The organism is Streptomyces gelaticus (genome assembly GCF_014649535.1).
GTDB lineage: Bacteria > Actinomycetota > Actinomycetes > Streptomycetales > Streptomycetaceae > Streptomyces > Streptomyces gelaticus.
Window position 1 is genome coordinate 304,080 of sequence record NZ_BMTF01000006.1, and the last position, 18,020, is coordinate 322,099.

The window sequence follows — 18,020 nt, forward strand, 5'->3', positions numbered from 1 at the left end:
GTCGCCCCCACTCGCTGCCGAGGAACTGCTCCTGCGGCTGTTTCCCAACTGCCGTGCCCGGCACACCTTCTGAGCTGGGACCAAAGCGTATCGTCCGGATCGCTGCGCCGCCCGCCCCTGTGGACAAAGACGGGCGGCATGGCTGGTCACGAGTCGTTCGGGTTGTTCTCCTGCTGCTCCCGGATGCGCTCGGCGAGCTGCGGGGGCATGGCTTCGTGCCGGGCGTACGCCCGGTCGAAGCGGCCGGCGCCATGGGAGAGGGAGCGCAGGTCGACCGCATACCTGCCGATCTCCAGTTCGGGCACCTCGGCCCGTACGAGAGTGCGGCCGGGGCCGGACTGCTCGGTCCCGATCACTCTGCCGCGCCGCCCGGACAGATCGCTCATCACCGGTCCGACATAGTCGTCCGGGATCAGGACCTGGAGCTCGGCGACGGGTTCGAGGAGCTGGATGCGGGTGTCCGCGGCGGCTTCGCGCAGGGCCAGCGCGCCCGCGGTCTGGAAGGCCGCGTCCGAGGAGTCCACCGAGTGGGACTTGCCGTCCCGCAGCGTGATGCGCACGTCGACGAGCGGGTGTCCGGCCGCGACCCCGCGGGCGGCCTGCGCACGCACGCCCTTCTCGACGGACGGGATGAACTGGCGGGGCACCGCTCCGCCGACCACCTTGTCGACGAATTCGATGCCCGAGCCCGGGGGCAGCGGCTCCACGTCGATCTCGCAGATGGCGTACTGCCCGTGGCCGCCGGACTGCTTCACGTGTCGGCCACGCCCGGTGGACGGGGCGGCGAAGGTTTCGCGGAGCGACACCTTGTGCGGTACGGCGTCGACCTGGACGCCGTAGCGGCTGCGCAGCCGGTCCAGTGCCACGTCCTGGTGGGCCTCGCCCAGGCACCACAGGACCACCTGGTGGGTGTCCTGATTCTGTTCGAGGCGCATGGTCGGGTCCTCGGCCACCAGCCGGGCGAGCCCTTGGGAGAGCTTGTCCTCGTCCGCCTTGCTGTGCGCCTCGATGGCGAGCGGCAGCAGCGGGTCCGGAGAGATCCAGGGGTCCATCAGCAGTGGCAGGTCCTTGTCGGACAGGGTGTCCCCGGTCTCGGCGCTGCCGAGTTTGGCGACGCATGCCAGATCCCCGGCGACGCACTCGGTGAGGGGACGCTGCTGCTTGCCGAAGGGCGAGGAGAGCGCGCCGACGCGTACCTCGGCCTCGTGGAAGGGGCGGGTCTCGTGGCCGGGCTCGGTGAGGCCGTGGCCGAACACATGGACGCTCTCGTCGGGACGCAGGGTGCCGGAGAAGACACGTACCAGCGAAACCCGGCCCACGTACGGGTCGGAAGCCGTCTTGACCACCTCGGCGACGAGCGGGCCGTCCGGGTCGCAGGTCAGGACCGGCCGCGACGCACCGTGGAGGGGGGTGACGTCGGGGAGCGGGCGCTCCAGCGGGGTCGGGAAGCCGCCGGTGATCAGGTCCAGGAGTTCGACGGTGCCGATGCCCTGGCGGGCGTCCGCGGCGGCGGGGGCCGCGGTGAGGACGGGGTGGAAGGTGCCCCGGGCGACGGCGCGTTCCAGATCGTCGACGAGTGTCCTGATATCGACCTCGGCACCGCCGAGATAGCGGTCCATCAAGGTCTCGTCCTCGCTCTCGGCGATGATCCCCTCGATGAGCCGGTCGCGGGCCTGCTGGAGCGTCGTCCGCTCGGCCGGGGCGGGCGGCTTCTCCTGCCGCTCGCCGGAGGAGTAGTCGAAGATCCGCCGGGTGAGGAGCCCGGTGAGCCCGGTGAGCGGGGCGTGCCCGTCGGCGCCCTCGGGGCCGAGGACGGGCAGGTGGAGCGGGAGCACGGCGTCGGGGTCCTCACCGCCGAAGATCTCCCCGCAGATCCGGGTCATCTCCTCGAACGGGGTGCGTGCCGTGTCGAGGTGGGTGACGACGATGGCGCGCGGCATGCCGACGGCCGCGCACTCCTCCCACACGGCACGGGTGGCGCCCGCCACCGCCTCGGGTTCCTGGGCCGCGGAGACGACGAACAGGGCCGCGTCCGCCGCCCGCAGACCGGCCCTGAGCTCCCCGACGAAGTCGGCGTAACCGGGGGTGTCCAGCAGATTGATCCGGTACCCGCCCCACTCGACGGGGACCACGGAGAGCTGTACGGAGCGCTGCTGGCGATGCTCGATCCCGTCGTAGTCGGAGACGGTGGTGCCGTCCTCGACCCGGCCGGCCCGGTTGACCGCGCCCGCGGTCTGTGCCAGGGCCTCGACGAGGGTGGTCTTTCCGGAGCCGCTGTGGCCGACCAGCACCACATTCCGTACGGATGAGGGCCGGCCGGCCGTCGCTGCCCTGCCGGCGGCCCCGGTGTGCGCGTTTGTCCTGTCGCCCATGATGCGTGCCTCCCTGGTGGTGGTGCGAAGCGGAGGGGAATACCGACGCGATGTGGGGAGATGTGCACGGGCACGGGGAGCCGCCTCGGCGGCTGCGGCGACGCCCGCGGTAATTCGAGCTTTCCACTCGGGCCAGGTCGCGTCCATACAAGGCACGGCGCCGCGCGAGGCCGGGTGCCCGGACGGTGGAGTCCGGCGGGCGTGACTACGATGGGCCAGCCGGTGGCCGTAGGGGCCGCTCGGCCCACCGACCCTCGGGAAGGCCATGCTGAACAAGTACGCGCGTGCATTTTTTACGCGTGTCCTCACACCGTTCGCCGCTCTGTTGCTCCGTCTCGGTGTGAGCCCTGACGCGGTCACCCTGATCGGTACGGCCGGGGTGGTGGCAGGTGCGCTGGTCTTCTTCCCGATGGGGGAGTTTTTCTGGGGCACGATCGTCATCACGATCTTCGTCTTCTCCGACCTCGTCGACGGCAACATGGCCCGGCAGGCCGGTATCTCCAGCCGCTGGGGCGCGTTCCTGGACTCGACCCTGGACCGGGTCGCCGACGGGGCGATCTTCGGCGGATTCGCGCTCTGGTACGCGGGCAGCGGCGACGACAACGTGCTCTGCGCCGTCGCGATCTTCTGCCTGGCCAGCGGCCAGGTGGTCTCGTACACCAAGGCGCGCGGCGAGTCGATCGGGCTGCCGGTCGCGGTGAACGGTCTCGTGGAGCGTGCCGAGCGGCTGGTGATCTCACTGGTCGCGGCCGGTTTCGCGGGCCTGCACAAGTTCGGTGTCCCCGGCATCCAGGTTGTGCTGCCGATCGCGCTGTGGATCGTCGCCGTTGGCAGCCTGATCACGCTGGTGCAGCGGGTCGTGACCGTGCGCCGCGAGTCCGCGGAGGCCGACGCGGCGGAGGCTGCCGCCGCCGGCCCGGGGAGCGGGACCGCACAGTGAGCGACGCCCCCGGACAGACGCCCACCGGCCTGCGGGACCGGCTGACCGACGGGCTGTACGGGCTCGGCTGGAGCGCAGTCAAGAAGCTCCCCGAACCGGTCGCCCGGACGCTCTTCCGTACCATCGCCGACCAGGTCTGGAAGCGGCGCGGCAAGAGCGTGCTGCGGCTGGAGTCCAATCTGGCACGGGTCGTACCCGAAGCGTCACCGGCCCAGCTGGCCGAGCTCTCCAGGGCCGGGATGCGCTCGTACATGCGCTACTGGATGGAGTCGTTCCGGCTGCCCACCTGGAACCCGGACCGGATCAAGGCATCCATAGAGGTGACCGACGCGCACCGACTGACCGAGGGCCTCGACACCGGCCGCGGCGTCATCCTCGCCCTGCCGCACCTGGCCAACTGGGACCTGGCGGGAGCCTGGGTCACCACCGATCTCGAGGTGCCCTTCACCACGGTCGCCGAGCGGCTCAGGCCCGAGACGCTGTACGACCGGTTCGTGGCCTACCGCGAGGGGCTCGGGATGGAGGTCCTGCCGCACAGCGGCGGCGCCGCCTTCGGCACCCTGGCACGGCGGCTGCGGGCAGGCGGGCTGGTCTGCCTGGTCGCCGACCGTGATCTGTCCGCCTCCGGCGTCGAGGTGAAGTTCTTCGGCGACACCGCGCGGATGCCGGCCGGGCCCGCGCTGCTGGCCCAGCAGACCGGTGCGCTGCTGCTGCCCGTGACGCTCGGCTACGACGACACGCCCGTGATGAAGGCGCGCATCCATCCGCCGGTCGAGACGCCCGAGTCGGGCAGCCGCACGGAGAAGACGTCCTCGATGACACAGGCGCTGGCCGATGCCTTCGCCGTCGGAATCGCCGACCATCCGGAGGACTGGCACATGCTGCAACGGCTCTGGCTCGCCGATCTGGAGCCCCGGGAGGAGACGACGTGAAGATCGGCATCGTCTGCCCGTACTCCTGGGACGTACCGGGCGGTGTGCAGTTCCACATCCGCGACCTGGCCGAGCATCTGATCCGCCTGGGGCACCAGGTGTCGGTGCTGGCGCCCGCCGACGACGAGACGCCGCTGCCGCCGTACGTGGTGTCGGCGGGCCGGGCCGTGCCCGTCCCGTACAACGGCTCCGTCGCCCGGCTGAACTTCGGCTTCCTCTCGGCCGCCCGGGTGCGCCGCTGGCTGCACGACGGCACCTTCGACGTGATCCACATCCACGAGCCGACCTCGCCCTCGCTGGGGCTGCTCGCCTGCTGGGCGGCTCAGGGGCCGATCGTCGCCACGTTCCACACGTCCAACCCGCGCTCCCGGGCCATGCTCGCGGCGTACCCGATCCTCCAGCCGGCGCTGGAGAAGATCAGCGCGCGGATCGCGGTGAGCGAGTACGCGCGCCGCACCCTGGTCGAGCACCTGGGCGGCGACGCGGTCGTCATCCCGAACGGGGTCGACGTCGGTTTCTTCGCCGCCGCCGAGCCCAGAGCCGAGTGGCAATCAGGAGACGCGCGAAGCGAGGGCGGGACGATCGGCTTCATCGGACGCATCGACGAGCCCCGCAAGGGCCTGCCCGTCCTGATGAGAGCGCTGCCCGCGATCCTCGCCGCACGCCCGGAGACCAGACTGCTGGTCGCCGGCCGGGGCGACGAGGAGGAGGCCGTCGCCTCGCTGCCCGAGGCGATGCGCGAACGGGTCGAATTCCTGGGCATGGTGAGTGACGCGGACAAGGCGCGGCTGCTGCGCAGCGTCGATCTGTACGTCGCTCCCAACACGGGCGGCGAGAGCTTCGGCATCATCCTGGTCGAGGCCATGTCGGCCGGCGCTCCGGTCCTCGCCAGCGATCTGGACGCCTTCGCCCAGGTGCTCGACCTCGGCGCGGCGGGCGAACTCTTCGCCAACGAGGACGCGGACGCGCTGGCCGGGGCGGCGATCCGGCTGCTCGGCGACCCGCAGCGGCGCAGGGAGCTGAGCGAGCGGGGCACCGCGCATGTGCGGCGGTTCGACTGGTCGACGGTCGGAGCGGACATCCTCGCGGTGTACGAGACGGTGACGGACGGCGCGGCCTCGGTGGCCGCCGACGAACGCACGGGCCTGCGGGCGCGGCTCGGCCTGGCGCGGGAGTAGCGGACCGGGGCCGCGGTCCGGGCCCGCACCCGGACCGCCACGCCGTCCGCGCCCCGACGGTAGCCTTGCCGCCCGTGATCGAAACCCTCATCTGGATCGCTGTCGCGGTCGTCGCGATCGGCATGTACCTCAGCTGGACCGCCGGGCGGCTCGACCGGCTGCACACCCGCATCGACGCCGCACGGGCCGCCCTCGACGCACAACTGCTGCGCCGTGCGTCCGTCACCCAGGAACTGGCCACCTCCGGCGTCCTCGACCCGGCCGCGTCCATCGTCCTGTACGAGGCCGCGCACGCCGCCCGTCAGGCGGAGGAGGAGCAGCGCGAGGTCGCCGAGAGCGAGCTGAGCGCCGCGCTGCGGGCGGTCTTCGGCGAGCCGGAACAGGTGGAGGCCGTGAAGGAGATCCCCGGTGGTGAGGACGCGGCGTCCGAACTCGCCGCCGCCGTGCGCCGCGTCCCGATGGCCCGGCGGTTCCACAACGACGCGGTGCGCGCGGCGCGTGCGCTGCGCCGGCACCGGAAGGTGCGGTGGTTCCGGCTGGCCGGGCACGCCCCGTTCCCGCTGGCCTTCGAGATGGACGACGAACCCCCGGTGGCCCTCGCGGACCGCCCCGTCAGCTGACCGGACGGCCGTATTCGCGAGTGACAGGGGCCACATCCCGCCCCGTACGCGTCCAAAACGATCCACCGGCCTTCCATTGGCCCTTGCAGTGGACTGTTCCCGGAGAGTTTGCTCAGCACTGCACCAGCCAGCGCTTTTCAGCAACTTTTTCTCCGAGTGAGGTCGATCCATGTCCACGCTGCCCACCACCCCGCAGTCCGCAGACTCCCCGGCCACGGGCACCGCGCGCGTCAAGCGCGGCATGGCCGAGCAGCTCAAGGGCGGCGTGATCATGGACGTCGTCAACGCCGAGCAGGCGAAGATCGCCGAGGACGCGGGCGCCGTGGCCGTCATGGCCCTGGAGCGGGTGCCGGCCGACATCCGCAAGGACGGCGGCGTGGCCCGGATGTCGGACCCGAACATGATCGAGGAGATCATCGAGGCCGTCTCCATCCCCGTGATGGCGAAGTCCCGTATCGGCCACTTCGTCGAGGCCCAGGTCCTCCAGTCCCTCGGAGTGGACTACATCGACGAGTCCGAGGTCCTCACCCCGGCCGACGAGGTCAACCACAGCGACAAGTTCGCCTTCACCACCCCGTTCGTCTGCGGTGCCACCAACCTGGGCGAGGCCCTGCGCCGGATCGCCGAGGGCGCCGCCATGATCCGCTCGAAGGGCGAGGCCGGCACCGGCAACGTCGTCGAGGCCGTCCGCCACCTGCGCCAGATCAAGAACGAGATCGCCCGCCTGCGCGGCTACGACAACAACGAGCTGTACGCCGCCGCCAAGGAGCTCCGCGCCCCGTACGAGCTGGTCAAGGAGGTCGCGGAGCTCGGCAAGCTGCCCGTCGTGCTGTTCTCCGCGGGCGGTGTCGCCACCCCCGCCGACGCCGCACTGATGCGCCAGCTCGGTGCCGAGGGCGTCTTCGTCGGCTCCGGAATCTTCAAGTCCGGCGACCCGGCCAAGCGCGCCGCCGCGATCGTGAAGGCCACCACCTTCTACGACGACCCGAAGATCATCGCGGACGCTTCCCGGAACCTCGGCGAGGCCATGGTCGGCATCAACTGCGACACCCTGCCCGAGGCCGAGCGCTACGCCAACCGTGGCTGGTAATGACTGATGAGCGACACCCCTGTGATCGGAGTCCTGGCCCTCCAGGGCGACGTACGGGAACACCTGATCGCCCTGGCCTCGGCTGACGCCCTGGCCAGGCCGGTCCGGCGTTCCGAGGAACTCGCCGAGGTCGACGGCCTGGTCATTCCCGGTGGCGAGTCCACCACGATGTCCAAGCTGGCTTCCCTCTTCGGCATGCTGGAACCGCTGCGCGAGCGGGTGCGCAACGGGATGCCGGTCTACGGCACCTGCGCGGGAATGATTCTGCTCGCGGACAAGATCCTCGACCCGCGCTCGGGTCAGGAGACGGTCGGCGGAATCGACATGATCGTGCGCCGCAATGCCTTCGGGCGGCAGAACGAGTCCTTCGAGGCGGCCGTCGAGGTCGCCGGCATCGAGGGCGGACCCGTGGAGGGAGTCTTCATCCGCGCACCCTGGGTGGAGTCGGTCGGCGCGCAGGCCGAGGTGGTGGCGGAGCACGGTGGCCACATCGTCGCCGTACGTCAGGGAAACGCCCTGGCGACGTCATTCCACCCGGAATTGACCGGAGACCACCGTGTTCACGCACTGTTCGTCGACATGGTGCGCGCAGTCGGGTGACTCGATCCCGGTAGGATCTCTCGGGTTCGAATCGTTTTTGGTGACGCGAAGGAGAAGGCAGATGTCCGGCCACTCTAAATGGGCTACGACGAAGCACAAGAAGGCCGTGATTGACGCCAAGCGCGGCAAGCTCTTCGCGAAGCTGATCAAGAACATCGAGGTCGCGGCCCGTACCGGCGGTGTGGACCCCGATGGAAATCCGACCCTCGTGGACGCGATCCAGAAGGCGAAGAAGAGCTCCGTACCGAACAAGAACATCGACTCCGCGGTCAAGCGCGGGGGCGGTCTCGAAGCGGGCGGCGTCGACTATCAGACGATCATGTACGAGGGTTACGGCCCGAACGGCGTCGCGGTGCTCATCGAGTGCCTCACCGACAACCGCAACCGTGCCGCGTCCGACGTGCGTGTCGCGATGACCCGCAACGGCGGCTCGATGGCCGACCCGGGTTCGGTCTCGTACCTCTTCAACCGCAAGGGCGTCGTGATCGTACCCAAGGGCGAGCTGACCGAGGACGACGTCCTGGGCGCCGTGCTCGACGCGGGTGCCGAGGAGGTCAACGACCTCGGTGACACCTACGAGGTCGTCAGCGAGGCCACCGACATGGTCGCGGTCCGTACCGCGCTCCAGCAGGCCGGCATCGACTACGACTCCGCCGAGGCCAACTTCCTGCCGACCATGCAGGTCGAGCTGGACGAGGAGGGCGCGCGCAAGATCTTCAAGCTGATCGACGCGCTGGAGGACAGCGACGACGTGCAGAACGTCTTCGCCAACTTCGACGTCTCGGACGAGGTCATGGAGAAGGTGGACGCCTGAGCCGGGCTCAGCGCAGCCTTCACGGACGGGCCGACGGGGACACACCCCGTCGGCCCGTCGCATTGTCAGTGCGAGCCGATAGCCTGCGGGAACAGTTGACCGATCGGTACGGAGGGGGCGTCCCATGCGGGTGCTGGGCGTGGACCCGGGGCTGACCCGGTGCGGTGTCGGCGTCGTCGAAGGCGTCGCAGGCCGCCCCCTGACGATGCTCGGCGTGGGCGTCGTCCGCACCCCGACCGATGCGGAGCTCGGCCACCGGCTGGTCGCCGTCGAGCGCGGCATCGAGGAATGGCTCGACGAACACCGGCCCGAATTCGTCGCAGTGGAACGGGTGTTCAGCCAGCACAACGTCCGTACGGTCATGGGCACCGCCCAGGCCAGCGCCGTCGCCATGCTCTGCGCCTCGCGCCGCGGCATACCCGTCGCCCTGCACACCCCGAGCGAGGTCAAGGCAGCCGTCACGGGCAGCGGCCGCGCCGACAAGGCGCAGGTCGGCGCCATGGTCACCCGGCTGCTGCGGCTCGACGCGCCGCCGAAGCCGGCCGACGCGGCCGACGCCCTCGCCCTCGCCATCTGCCACATCTGGCGTGCCCCCGCCGTCAACCGCCTCCAGCAGGCACACGCGGCAGCCGCCGCGGCCGGCACCCGGCGCGTTCCCCGTACACCCGCAGTTCCCGTCCGGAAGGTCCCCCGATGATCGCCTTCGTCAGCGGCCCCGTGGCCGCACTCGCCCCGACCACGGCCGTGATCGAGGTCGGCGGCATCGGCATGGCCGTCCAGTGCACGCCGAACACCCTCGCCGACCTCCGGATCGGCAAGGAGGCCAGGCTCGCCACCTCTCTTGTCGTACGGGAGGACTCCCTCACGCTCTACGGCTTCGCCGACGACGACGAGCGGCAGGTCTTCGAGCTGCTCCAGACCGCCAGCGGGGTCGGGCCCCGGCTCGCCCAGGCCATGCTCGCCACCCACAGCCCCGACGCCCTGCGCACCGCGGTCGCCACCGGCGACGAGAAGGCGCTCACCGCCGTCTCCGGCATCGGCAAGAAGGGCGCGCAGAAACTCCTCCTCGAACTGAAGGACAGACTCGGCGAGCCCGTCGGCGCCCACATCGGCCGTCAGGGCATCGGCACCTCCGTCTCCTCCTCCTGGCGCGATCAGCTCCAGGCCGCCCTGATCGGCCTCGGCTACGCCACCCGCGAGGCCGACGAAGCGGTCACCGCCGTCGCCCCCCAGGCCGAGGCGGCCATCGCCGACGGCGGGCAGGCGCCCGTGCCGCAGCTGCTGCGCGCCGCACTGCAGACCCTCAACCGCGCGCGCTGACCGGAGCGCGACACCCCGGGGAACACCCCGACGCCGGGCCGCGCACCGCACGGCACCCAAACACCCGAGGCGGGACAGACTGAATGAACTGGGACGAGACCGGACCCGACACCGACGAGCGGCTCGACGAGCGCCTCGTCCAGGCCGACGCGGACGGCGAGGACACCGCGGTCGAGGCTGCGCTGCGCCCGAAGGACCTCGACGAATTCGTCGGCCAGGAGAAGGTGCGCGAACAGCTCGATCTGGTCCTCAAGGCGGCCCGGGCCCGCGGCGCCACCGCCGACCACGTCCTGCTCTCCGGTGCCCCCGGCCTCGGCAAGACCACCCTTTCCATGATCATCGCGGCCGAGATGGGCGCGCCGATCCGGATCACCTCCGGCCCCGCCATCCAGCACGCGGGTGATCTCGCCGCAATCCTCTCCTCCCTCCAGGAGGGCGAGGTCCTCTTCCTCGACGAGATCCACCGCATGTCGCGGCCGGCCGAGGAGATGCTCTACATGGCGATGGAGGACTTCCGGGTCGACGTCATCGTCGGCAAGGGCCCCGGGGCCACCGCCATCCCGCTGGAACTGCCGCCCTTCACCCTGGTCGGCGCGACCACCAGGGCCGGACTGCTGCCGCCGCCGCTGCGCGACCGCTTCGGCTTCACCGGCCACATGGAGTTCTACGCACCCACCGAGCTGGAGCGCGTCGTCCACCGCTCCGCCCGCCTCCTCGACGTGGAGATAGACGCGGACGGAGCCGCCGAGATCGCCGGCCGTTCCCGCGGCACCCCCCGCATCGCCAACCGGCTGCTGCGCCGCGTCCGGGACTACGCCCAGGTCAAGGCCGACGGGCGGATCGACCGCCCGGTCGCCGCCGCGGCCCTGGGGGTCTACGAGGTCGACGCCCGCGGCCTCGACCGGCTCGACCGCGCGGTGCTCGGCGCCCTGCTGAAGCTCTTCGGCGGCGGACCGGTCGGGTTGTCCACCCTCGCGGTCGCCGTGGGGGAGGAGCGCGAAACCGTCGAGGAGGTCGCGGAGCCCTTCCTGGTCCGGGAAGGACTGCTGGCCAGGACGCCGCGGGGCCGGGTCGCGACGCCCGCGGCCTGGGCCCACCTCGGTCTCGTACCTCCGCAGCAAGGTGGAAAGGGACAACAGGGCCTGTTCGGGGCGTGATGTGTCACAGGTTGACCGGAGCAGGAACCACGACGCGTCTTCGGGCGTTGTTCCATCGATGCGGACTCGCTTAGACTCCGCCGATGCCGCCCTTACAGGTCGGTGTACCCACCCCCGTAGATACAGGCCGCCCTCCAGCGCGGTCGTGCGAAGGAAACTCGTCCCGTGAATCCCGTGACTCTCCTCCCCTTCATCGTGCTCATCGGGGCCATGTTCCTGATGACGCGGTCCGCCAAGAAGAAGCAGGCGGCCGCCGTCCAGATGCGCAACGAGATGCAGCCCGGTACCGGCGTCCGGACGATCGGGGGCATGTACGCCACCGTCAAGGAACTGCACGACGACACGGTTCTCCTCGAGATCGCGCCTGGCGTCCACGCCATCTACGCGAAGAACGCCGTTGGCGCCGTCCTCGACGACGCGGAGTACAACCGCATCGTCCACGGCGACGGCGAGGACGACCTCGACCTCGACGGCGCCGTCGTGCCGGACGACGCCTCCTCGCTGACCGAGGCGAGCGACGACGAGGACACCTCGGACGACGCCAAGATCGACCTGGGCAAGAAGGCCGAGGCCGACGATGCCGAGCCGACGGACGCCGGGTCCGACAAGTCCGACAAGAAGTCCGAGGGCAAGACCGACGGCGAGGCCGACGCGAAGTAACCCACGCCCCGGGGAGTGTCGTGAGCCCATTGGCGCCCGGCGCTCCCCGGTCCGTGCGATCTTCTGCGGGGGCGGGTCCCCACTACACTTCGTGGCCGCTTGGGCGCGTACCCGGCGCGGGGCGGTTGGACAGGGAGAAACGAGAAGGTGGCAGCACCGAAGAAGAGCCGAGGGCCGGCCGGCGGTCAGGGCAGGCCGGGGCGTTCCCTGGCTCTGATCCTGATCGCCATGGTCGCGCTCACCGGCGGGATGTTCCTGGCCGATCAGCCGACCCCACGGCTCGGCATCGACCTGGCGGGCGGCACGTCCATCACGCTTGAGGCGAAGAGCGAGCCGGGCCAGGAATCGGCAATCAACAAGACCAACATGGACACGGCGGTCCAGATCATGGAGCGCCGTGTCAATGGTCTTGGTGTCTCCGAGGCCGAGGTCCAGACGCAGGGCGATCGCAACATCATCGTCAACATCCCCAAGGGCACGAACTCCGCCCAGGCCCGGGAGCAGGTCGGCACCACGGCCAAGCTGTACTTCCGGCCGGTGCTGACCGTCGCCCAGGGCACGCCCACCCCGGAGCCCAGCGCCTCGTCGTCCGGCAAGCCCACTCCGTCCGGCAGCCCCAGCGCTCCCACCGCGGACAAGGGGAAGGCCTCGGCGACACCCAGCGGGAGCGCCACCACCCAGGGCCGCGCGGTCACCGGCGCACTCAAGGCCGACTCCACGCCCACCCCCAAGGCGAGCACCACGCCCAAGGCCGACACCACGCCGTCGGCATCCGCCGCCGACGAGGCTGCTGCCGCCAAGCTGCAGAAGCAGTTCGCGGCGCTCGACTGCTCCAGCAAGGCGTCCCGCGCCGCGGCCGCACGGGGGGCCAAGCCCACCGACACGGTCGTCGCATGCAGCTCGGAGGGCGACGCGAAGTACGTCCTCGGTCCGTCCGAGGTGTCCGGCACCGAGGTCGACAACGCCAAGGCCGGCTTCGACCAGCAGCGTGGCATGTGGGTCGTCAACATGGAGTTCACCAAGCAGGGCTCCAAGCAGTTCCAGACGATCACCAAGAAGCTCTCCGCGCAGCAGTCCCCGCAGAACCAGTTCGCCATCTCCCTGGACGGCGAGGTCGTCTCCGCGCCCCAGGTGAACACCACGCTCAGCGGCAGCGCCGAGATCTCCGGCAGCTTCACCCAGCAGTCCGCCGAGGACCTGGCCAACGTGCTCTCCTACGGTGCGCTCCCGCTCTCGTTCAAGGAGCAGAGCGTCACCACGGTCACCGCCGCGCTCGGTGGCGAGCAGCTCCAGGCCGGTCTGATCGCCGGTGCCATCGGTCTGGCCCTGGTGGTCGTCTACCTGGTGGCCTACTACCGGGGACTCGCGCTCATCGCGCTCCTGAGCCTCCTGGTCTCCGGCATCCTGACCTACACGATCATGTCGCTGCTCGGCCCGGCCATCGGCTTCGCGCTGAACCTCCCGGCTGTCTGCGGCGCCATCGTGGCCATCGGTATCACCGCGGACTCCTTCATCGTGTACTTCGAACGGGTCCGCGACGAGATCCGTGAGGGCCGCACGCTCCGCCCGGCCGTCGAACGGGCCTGGCCGCGCGCCCGGCGCACCATCCTGGTCTCCGACTTCGTGTCGTTCCTCGCCGCCGCGGTGCTCTTCGTCGTCACCGTCGGCAAGGTCCAGGGCTTCGCGTTCACGCTGGGTCTCACCACTCTGCTCGACGTGGTCGTGGTGTTCTTCTTCACCAAGCCCGTCATGACGCTGATGGCCCGTACGAAGTTCTTCGCAAGCGGTCACCCGTGGTCCGGTCTGGACCCGAAGCGGCTCGGCGCCAAACCTCCGCTGCGCCGCTCGCGCCGTGTCAACGCCCCCACTGAACCGAAGGAGGCGTGAGATGTCGCGACTCGGCACCCTCGGCGCCCGTCTCTACCGAGGCGAGGTCGGCTACGACTTCATCGGCAAGCGCAAGATCTGGTACGGGATCTCGATCCTGATCACCATCACGGCCATCGTCGGCCTGGCGGTCAGCGGCCTGAACATGGGCATCGAGTTCAAGGGCGGCGCGGTCTTCACCACCCCGAAGACCAGCGTCACCGTCGCCGAGGCGGAGGACCTGGCCACGGAGGCCTCCGGCCACCAGGCGATCGTCCAGAAGCTCGGCAACGGCGGTCTGCGCATCCAGATCACCGAGGTCGACACTGCGAAGTCCGACGAGATCAAGGGCAAGCTCTCCAAGGATCTCGACGTCCCGGCGGAGAAGATCGCCGCCGACCTGGTCGGCCCCAGCTGGGGTGAGCAGATCGCCAACAAGGCCTGGACCGGCCTCGGCATCTTCATGGTCCTCGTGGTGATCTACCTGGCCATCGCCTTCGAGTGGCGCATGGCGATCGCGGCCCTGGTCGCACTGATCCACGACATCACCATCACGGTCGGCATCTACGCCCTGGTCGGTTTCGAGGTCACCCCGGGCACCGTGATCGGTCTGCTGACGATCCTCGGATACTCCCTCTACGACACGGTCGTCGTCTTCGACAGCCTCAGGGAGAGCACGAACGACATCACCAAGCAGACCCGCTGGACATACAGCGAGATCGCCAACCGCTCGATCAACGGCACACTGGTCCGCTCCATCAACACCACCGTCGTGGCCCTGCTCCCCGTCGCCGGTCTGCTCTTCATCGGCGGCGGTGTCCTCGGCGCCGGCATGCTGAACGACATCTCGCTGTCGCTGTTCGTCGGCCTCGCGGCCGGTGCGTATTCCTCGATCTTCATCGCCACCCCGCTCGTCGCCGACCTCAAGGAACGCGACCCGCAGATGAAGGCCCTGAAGAAGCGGGTCCTCGCCAAGCGCGCCGCAGCCGCCGCCAAGGGCGAGTCCGGCGAGGACGACCCGTCGGACGACGGCTACCCCCAGGACGCCGCACCCGCCGCCGCTGTCGTCGGCCAGCGCCAGCAGCCCCCCAGGGGCCAAGGCCGGACCCAGGGGAAGCGTCGATGACCAGTACCACCGACAGCACCCGCGCGCTCCTGCTCAGCCGGATCCGCGACGTGCCGGACTACCCGAAGCAGGGCGTGCTGTTCAAGGACATCACGCCGCTGCTCGCGGACCCCACGGCGTTCGCGGCCCTCACCGACACCCTCGCGGAGCTGTGCGTACGGCACGGCGCCACGAAGGTCGTCGGCCTGGAAGCACGCGGCTTCATCCTGGCCGCCCCGGTCGCGGTCCGGGCCGGGCTCGGCTTCGTGCCCGTCCGCAAGGCGGGCAAGCTGCCCGGAGCCACGCTCGGCCAGGCGTACGACCTGGAGTACGGCACCGCCGAGATCGAGATCCACGCGGAGGACCTGTCTGGCGACGACCGGATCATGGTCATCGACGACGTCCTCGCCACCGGTGGCACCGCCGAGGCCTCGCTGGAGCTGATCCGGCGGGCCGGTGCCGAGGTCGCGGGCGTCGCGGTCCTCATGGAGCTCGGCTTCCTGCCCGGACGGGCCCGTCTGGAGCAGGGCCTGCGCGGCGCGCCGCTGGAGGTGCTGCTCACGGTCTGAGCAGCACCGGCCGTACGCGGCAGCCGATCATGTGCATACGGACGGGCACCCGGGAACAATCGGGTGCCCGTCCGGCGTTGTCAGGAGTCTCACGGTCCCCGAGGGAGGACCGGCCGCAGGGTCGATACGATGGCCTCTCCGGGTACCCGGATCCGCACGAGGAGCGCTCTTGCCAGACGAGGCCCAGCCAGTCGCCGCCCCGCAGCCCGACAAGCCCGCGGCGGCCCCAGCCACGCCCGGGAAGAAGCAGCCTGCGGACAAGCAGAAGCCCCCGGCCCCCGAGCCCGGCAGGGGCCCGCACCGGACGGGCACCGCGGCCCCCGGAGGAGCGCCCGCCTCCCCCGTACAGCCGGCCGCACCCGCCTCCCCGGCCGCGTCCGCCCCGAAGCCTCCCGCGAAGCCCGCGGCCAGGCCGGTGCCGCCGAGCGCCCCCACTACCCGCTCCGGCGGTTCTTCCAACCGGGTGAGGGCCAGGCTGGCCCGCCTCGGCGTCCAGCGCTCCAGCCCGTACAACCCGGTGCTCGAACCGCTGCTGCGCATCGTCCGCAGCAACGACCCCAAGATCGAGACGGCCACGCTGCGCCAGGTCGAGCGCGCGTACCAGGTCGCCGAGCGCTGGCACCGGGGACAGAAGCGCAAAAGCGGCGATCCGTACATCACGCATCCGCTCGCCGTCACGACCATCCTCGCCGAGCTGGGCATGGACCCGGCCACGCTGATGGCCGGGCTGCTGCACGACACGGTGGAGGACACCGAGTACGGCCTGGACACCCTGCGCCGTGACTTCGGCGACCAGGTCGCCCTGCTCGTCGACGGCGTCACCAAACTGGACAAGGTCAAGTTCGGCGAGGCCGCCCAGGCCGAGACGGTACGCAAGATGGTCGTCGCCATGGCCAAGGACCCCCGGGTCCTGGTCATCAAGCTCGCCGACCGGCTGCACAACATGCGCACCATGCGCTACCTCAAGCGGGAGAAGCAGGAGAAGAAGGCCCGCGAGACGCTGGAGATCTATGCCCCGCTGGCGCACCGCCTGGGCATGAACACCATCAAGTGGGAGCTGGAGGACCTCGCCTTCGCGATCCTCTACCCCAAGATGTACGACGAGATCGTGCGCCTGGTCGCCGAGCGGGCGCCCAAGCGCGACGAATACCTCGCCATAGTGACCGACGAGGTCCAGGCCGACCTGCGCGCCGCCCGGATCAAGGCCACCGTCACGGGACGGCCGAAGCACTACTACAGCGTCTACCAGAAGATGATCGTGCGGGGCCGGGACTTCGCCGAGATCTACGACCTGGTGGGCATCAGGGTCCTCGTCGACACCGTCCGCGACTGCTACGCGGCGCTCGGCACCGTCCACGCGCGATGGAATCCGGTCCCCGGCCGGTTCAAGGACTACATCGCGATGCCCAAGTTCAACATGTACCAGTCGCTGCACACGACGGTGATCGGTCCCAGCGGCAAGCCCGTCGAGCTGCAGATCCGCACTTTTGACATGCACCGCCGTGCCGAGTACGGCATCGCCGCGCACTGGAAGTACAAGCAGGAGGCCGTCGCGGGCGCCTCCAAGGTGCGCACCGACGTGCCCAAGAGCCCCGGCAAGGGCGCGCGCCAGGACACCGTCAACGACATGGCGTGGCTGCGCCAGCTCCTGGACTGGCAGAAGGAGACCGAGGACCCCAGCGAGTTCCTGGAGTCGCTGCGCTTCGACCTCTCCCGCAACGAGGTCTTCGTCTTCACGCCCAAGGGCGACGTCATAGCGCTGCCCGCGGGCGCGACCCCGGTCGACTTCGCGTACGCGGTGCACACGGAGGTCGGCCACCGGACGATAGGAGCACGGGTCAACGGGCGGCTCGTACCGCTCGAATCCACGCTCGACAACGGCGATCTGGTGGAGGTCTTCACCTCCAAGGCGGCCGGCGCCGGACCCTCCCGGGACTGGCTGGGCTTCGTCAAGTCCCCCCGCGCCCGCAACAAGATCCGTGCCTGGTTCTCCAAGGAGCGCCGCGACGAGGCGATCGAGCAGGGCAAGGACGCCATCGCGCGCGCCATGCGCAAGCAGAACCTGCCGATCCAGCGCATCCTCACCGGTGACTCCCTGGTCACCCTCGCCCACGAGATGCGCTACCCCGACATCTCGTCCCTGTACGCGGCGATCGGCGAGGGCCATGTCGCGGCCGCCGGAGTCGTGCAGAAGCTGGTCCAGGCGCTCGGCGGCGAGGACGAGGCCAACGAGGACATCGCCGAGAGCTCGCCGCCCTCGCGCAGCCGCAACAAGCGCCGCTCCAGCGCCGATCCGGGCGTGGTCGTCAAGGGCGTCGAGGACGTCTGGGTCAAACTGGCCCGCTGCTGCACGCCCGTCCCCGGCGACCCGATCATCGGCTTCGTCACCCGGGGCAGCGGTGTCTCCGTGCACCGCGCCGACTGTGTCAACGTCGACTCGTTGTCGCAGCAGCCGGAGCGGATCCTGGATGTGGAGTGGGCGCCGACCCAGTCCTCGGTCTTCCTGGTCGCCATCCAGGTCGAGGCCCTCGACCGGTCCAGGCTGCTCTCGGACGTCACCCGCGTCCTGTCCGACCAGCACGTCAACATCCTGTCGGCGGCCGTCCAGACCTCCCGGGACCGGGTGGCCACCTCGCGCTTCACCTTCGAGATGGGCGACCCGAAGCACCTCGGCCACGTACTGAAGGCGGTACGGGGCGTGGAGGGCGTCTACGACGTCTATCGGGTGACCTCGGCCCGCAGGCCGTGACACACATGCGAAAGGGGCCCCCGTACGCCATGTACGGGAGCCCCTTCC

Annotated in this window: 16 protein-coding genes; 15 read left to right on the plus strand and 1 reads right to left on the minus strand. The window is 70.3% G+C overall.

Annotated features, from left to right (window positions below):
• Positions 1-146 precede the first annotated feature (146 nt).
• Positions 147-2,372, minus strand: a complete 2,226-nt coding sequence (locus tag IE107_RS12000) for an elongation factor G-like protein EF-G2 (protein ID WP_189543710.1) — start codon at positions 2,370-2,372, stop codon at positions 147-149.
• Positions 2,373-2,637: 265 nt separating this feature from the next.
• Between IE107_RS12000 and pgsA the strand changes: the two genes are divergently transcribed.
• From pgsA to IE107_RS12075, 15 genes are all read left to right on the plus strand, one after another.
• Positions 2,638-3,312: a phosphatidylinositol phosphate synthase gene (gene pgsA, locus IE107_RS12005; protein ID WP_189543711.1), complete on the plus strand. Its 675-nt coding sequence runs from the start codon at positions 2,638-2,640 to the stop codon at positions 3,310-3,312.
• The gene (locus tag IE107_RS12010; RefSeq protein ID WP_189543712.1) at positions 3,309-4,244 is read left to right on the plus strand and encodes a phosphatidylinositol mannoside acyltransferase; all 936 of its coding nucleotides are present in this window, start codon (positions 3,309-3,311) and stop codon (positions 4,242-4,244) included. Before pgsA ends, IE107_RS12010 begins: the two co-directional genes overlap by 4 nt.
• Entirely contained in the window at positions 4,241-5,422 is a 1,182-nt protein-coding gene (locus IE107_RS12015) for a glycosyltransferase family 4 protein (protein WP_189543713.1), read from the plus strand. The genes IE107_RS12010 and IE107_RS12015 overlap by 4 nt, the downstream gene beginning before the upstream one ends.
• A gap of 74 nt (positions 5,423-5,496) precedes the next feature.
• On the plus strand, positions 5,497-6,042 hold the full coding sequence (locus IE107_RS12020; protein WP_189543714.1) for a LemA family protein: 546 nt from the start codon (positions 5,497-5,499) through the stop codon (positions 6,040-6,042).
• Between the two features lie 169 nt (positions 6,043-6,211).
• Positions 6,212-7,132 carry a pyridoxal 5'-phosphate synthase lyase subunit PdxS gene (gene pdxS, locus IE107_RS12025; RefSeq protein WP_093898403.1) on the plus strand — a complete coding sequence of 307 codons (921 nt, stop codon included), beginning with the start codon at positions 6,212-6,214 and terminating at the stop codon, positions 7,130-7,132.
• Positions 7,133-7,138: 6 nt separating this feature from the next.
• Positions 7,139-7,732 (plus strand): pyridoxal 5'-phosphate synthase glutaminase subunit PdxT, encoded by a 594-nt coding sequence (pdxT, locus tag IE107_RS12030; RefSeq protein WP_189543715.1) that lies wholly within the window; start codon positions 7,139-7,141, stop codon positions 7,730-7,732.
• Between the two features lie 61 nt (positions 7,733-7,793).
• The gene (locus tag IE107_RS12035; protein WP_189543716.1) at positions 7,794-8,546 is read left to right on the plus strand and encodes a YebC/PmpR family DNA-binding transcriptional regulator; all 753 of its coding nucleotides are present in this window, start codon (positions 7,794-7,796) and stop codon (positions 8,544-8,546) included.
• A gap of 124 nt (positions 8,547-8,670) precedes the next feature.
• Positions 8,671-9,243, plus strand: coding sequence for a crossover junction endodeoxyribonuclease RuvC (ruvC, locus tag IE107_RS12040; RefSeq protein WP_189543717.1), 573 nt, complete (start codon positions 8,671-8,673; stop codon positions 9,241-9,243).
• Positions 9,240-9,866: a Holliday junction branch migration protein RuvA gene (gene ruvA / locus IE107_RS12045; protein ID WP_189543718.1), complete on the plus strand. Its 627-nt coding sequence runs from the start codon at positions 9,240-9,242 to the stop codon at positions 9,864-9,866. The genes ruvC and ruvA overlap by 4 nt, the downstream gene beginning before the upstream one ends.
• 83 nt (positions 9,867-9,949) lie before the next feature.
• A complete protein-coding gene (ruvB, locus tag IE107_RS12050; RefSeq protein WP_189543719.1) occupies positions 9,950-11,023 on the plus strand; it encodes a Holliday junction branch migration DNA helicase RuvB in 1,074 nt (357 codons plus the stop codon).
• A 165-nt stretch (positions 11,024-11,188) separates the two neighbouring features.
• Positions 11,189-11,683, plus strand: a complete 495-nt coding sequence (yajC, locus tag IE107_RS12055) for a preprotein translocase subunit YajC (protein WP_189543720.1) — start codon at positions 11,189-11,191, stop codon at positions 11,681-11,683.
• Between the two features lie 147 nt (positions 11,684-11,830).
• Positions 11,831-13,570, plus strand: coding sequence for a protein translocase subunit SecD (gene secD / locus IE107_RS12060; protein WP_189543721.1), 1,740 nt, complete (start codon positions 11,831-11,833; stop codon positions 13,568-13,570).
• 1 nt (position 13,571) lies between these two features.
• A complete protein-coding gene (secF, locus tag IE107_RS12065) occupies positions 13,572-14,675 on the plus strand; it encodes a protein translocase subunit SecF (RefSeq protein WP_189543722.1) in 1,104 nt (367 codons plus the stop codon).
• On the plus strand, positions 14,672-15,223 hold the full coding sequence (locus IE107_RS12070) for an adenine phosphoribosyltransferase (protein ID WP_189543723.1): 552 nt from the start codon (positions 14,672-14,674) through the stop codon (positions 15,221-15,223). The genes secF and IE107_RS12070 overlap by 4 nt, the downstream gene beginning before the upstream one ends.
• 169 nt (positions 15,224-15,392) lie before the next feature.
• The gene (locus tag IE107_RS12075; RefSeq protein WP_189543724.1) at positions 15,393-17,972 is read left to right on the plus strand and encodes a RelA/SpoT family protein; all 2,580 of its coding nucleotides are present in this window, start codon (positions 15,393-15,395) and stop codon (positions 17,970-17,972) included.
• Positions 17,973-18,020: the final 48 nt, after the last annotated feature.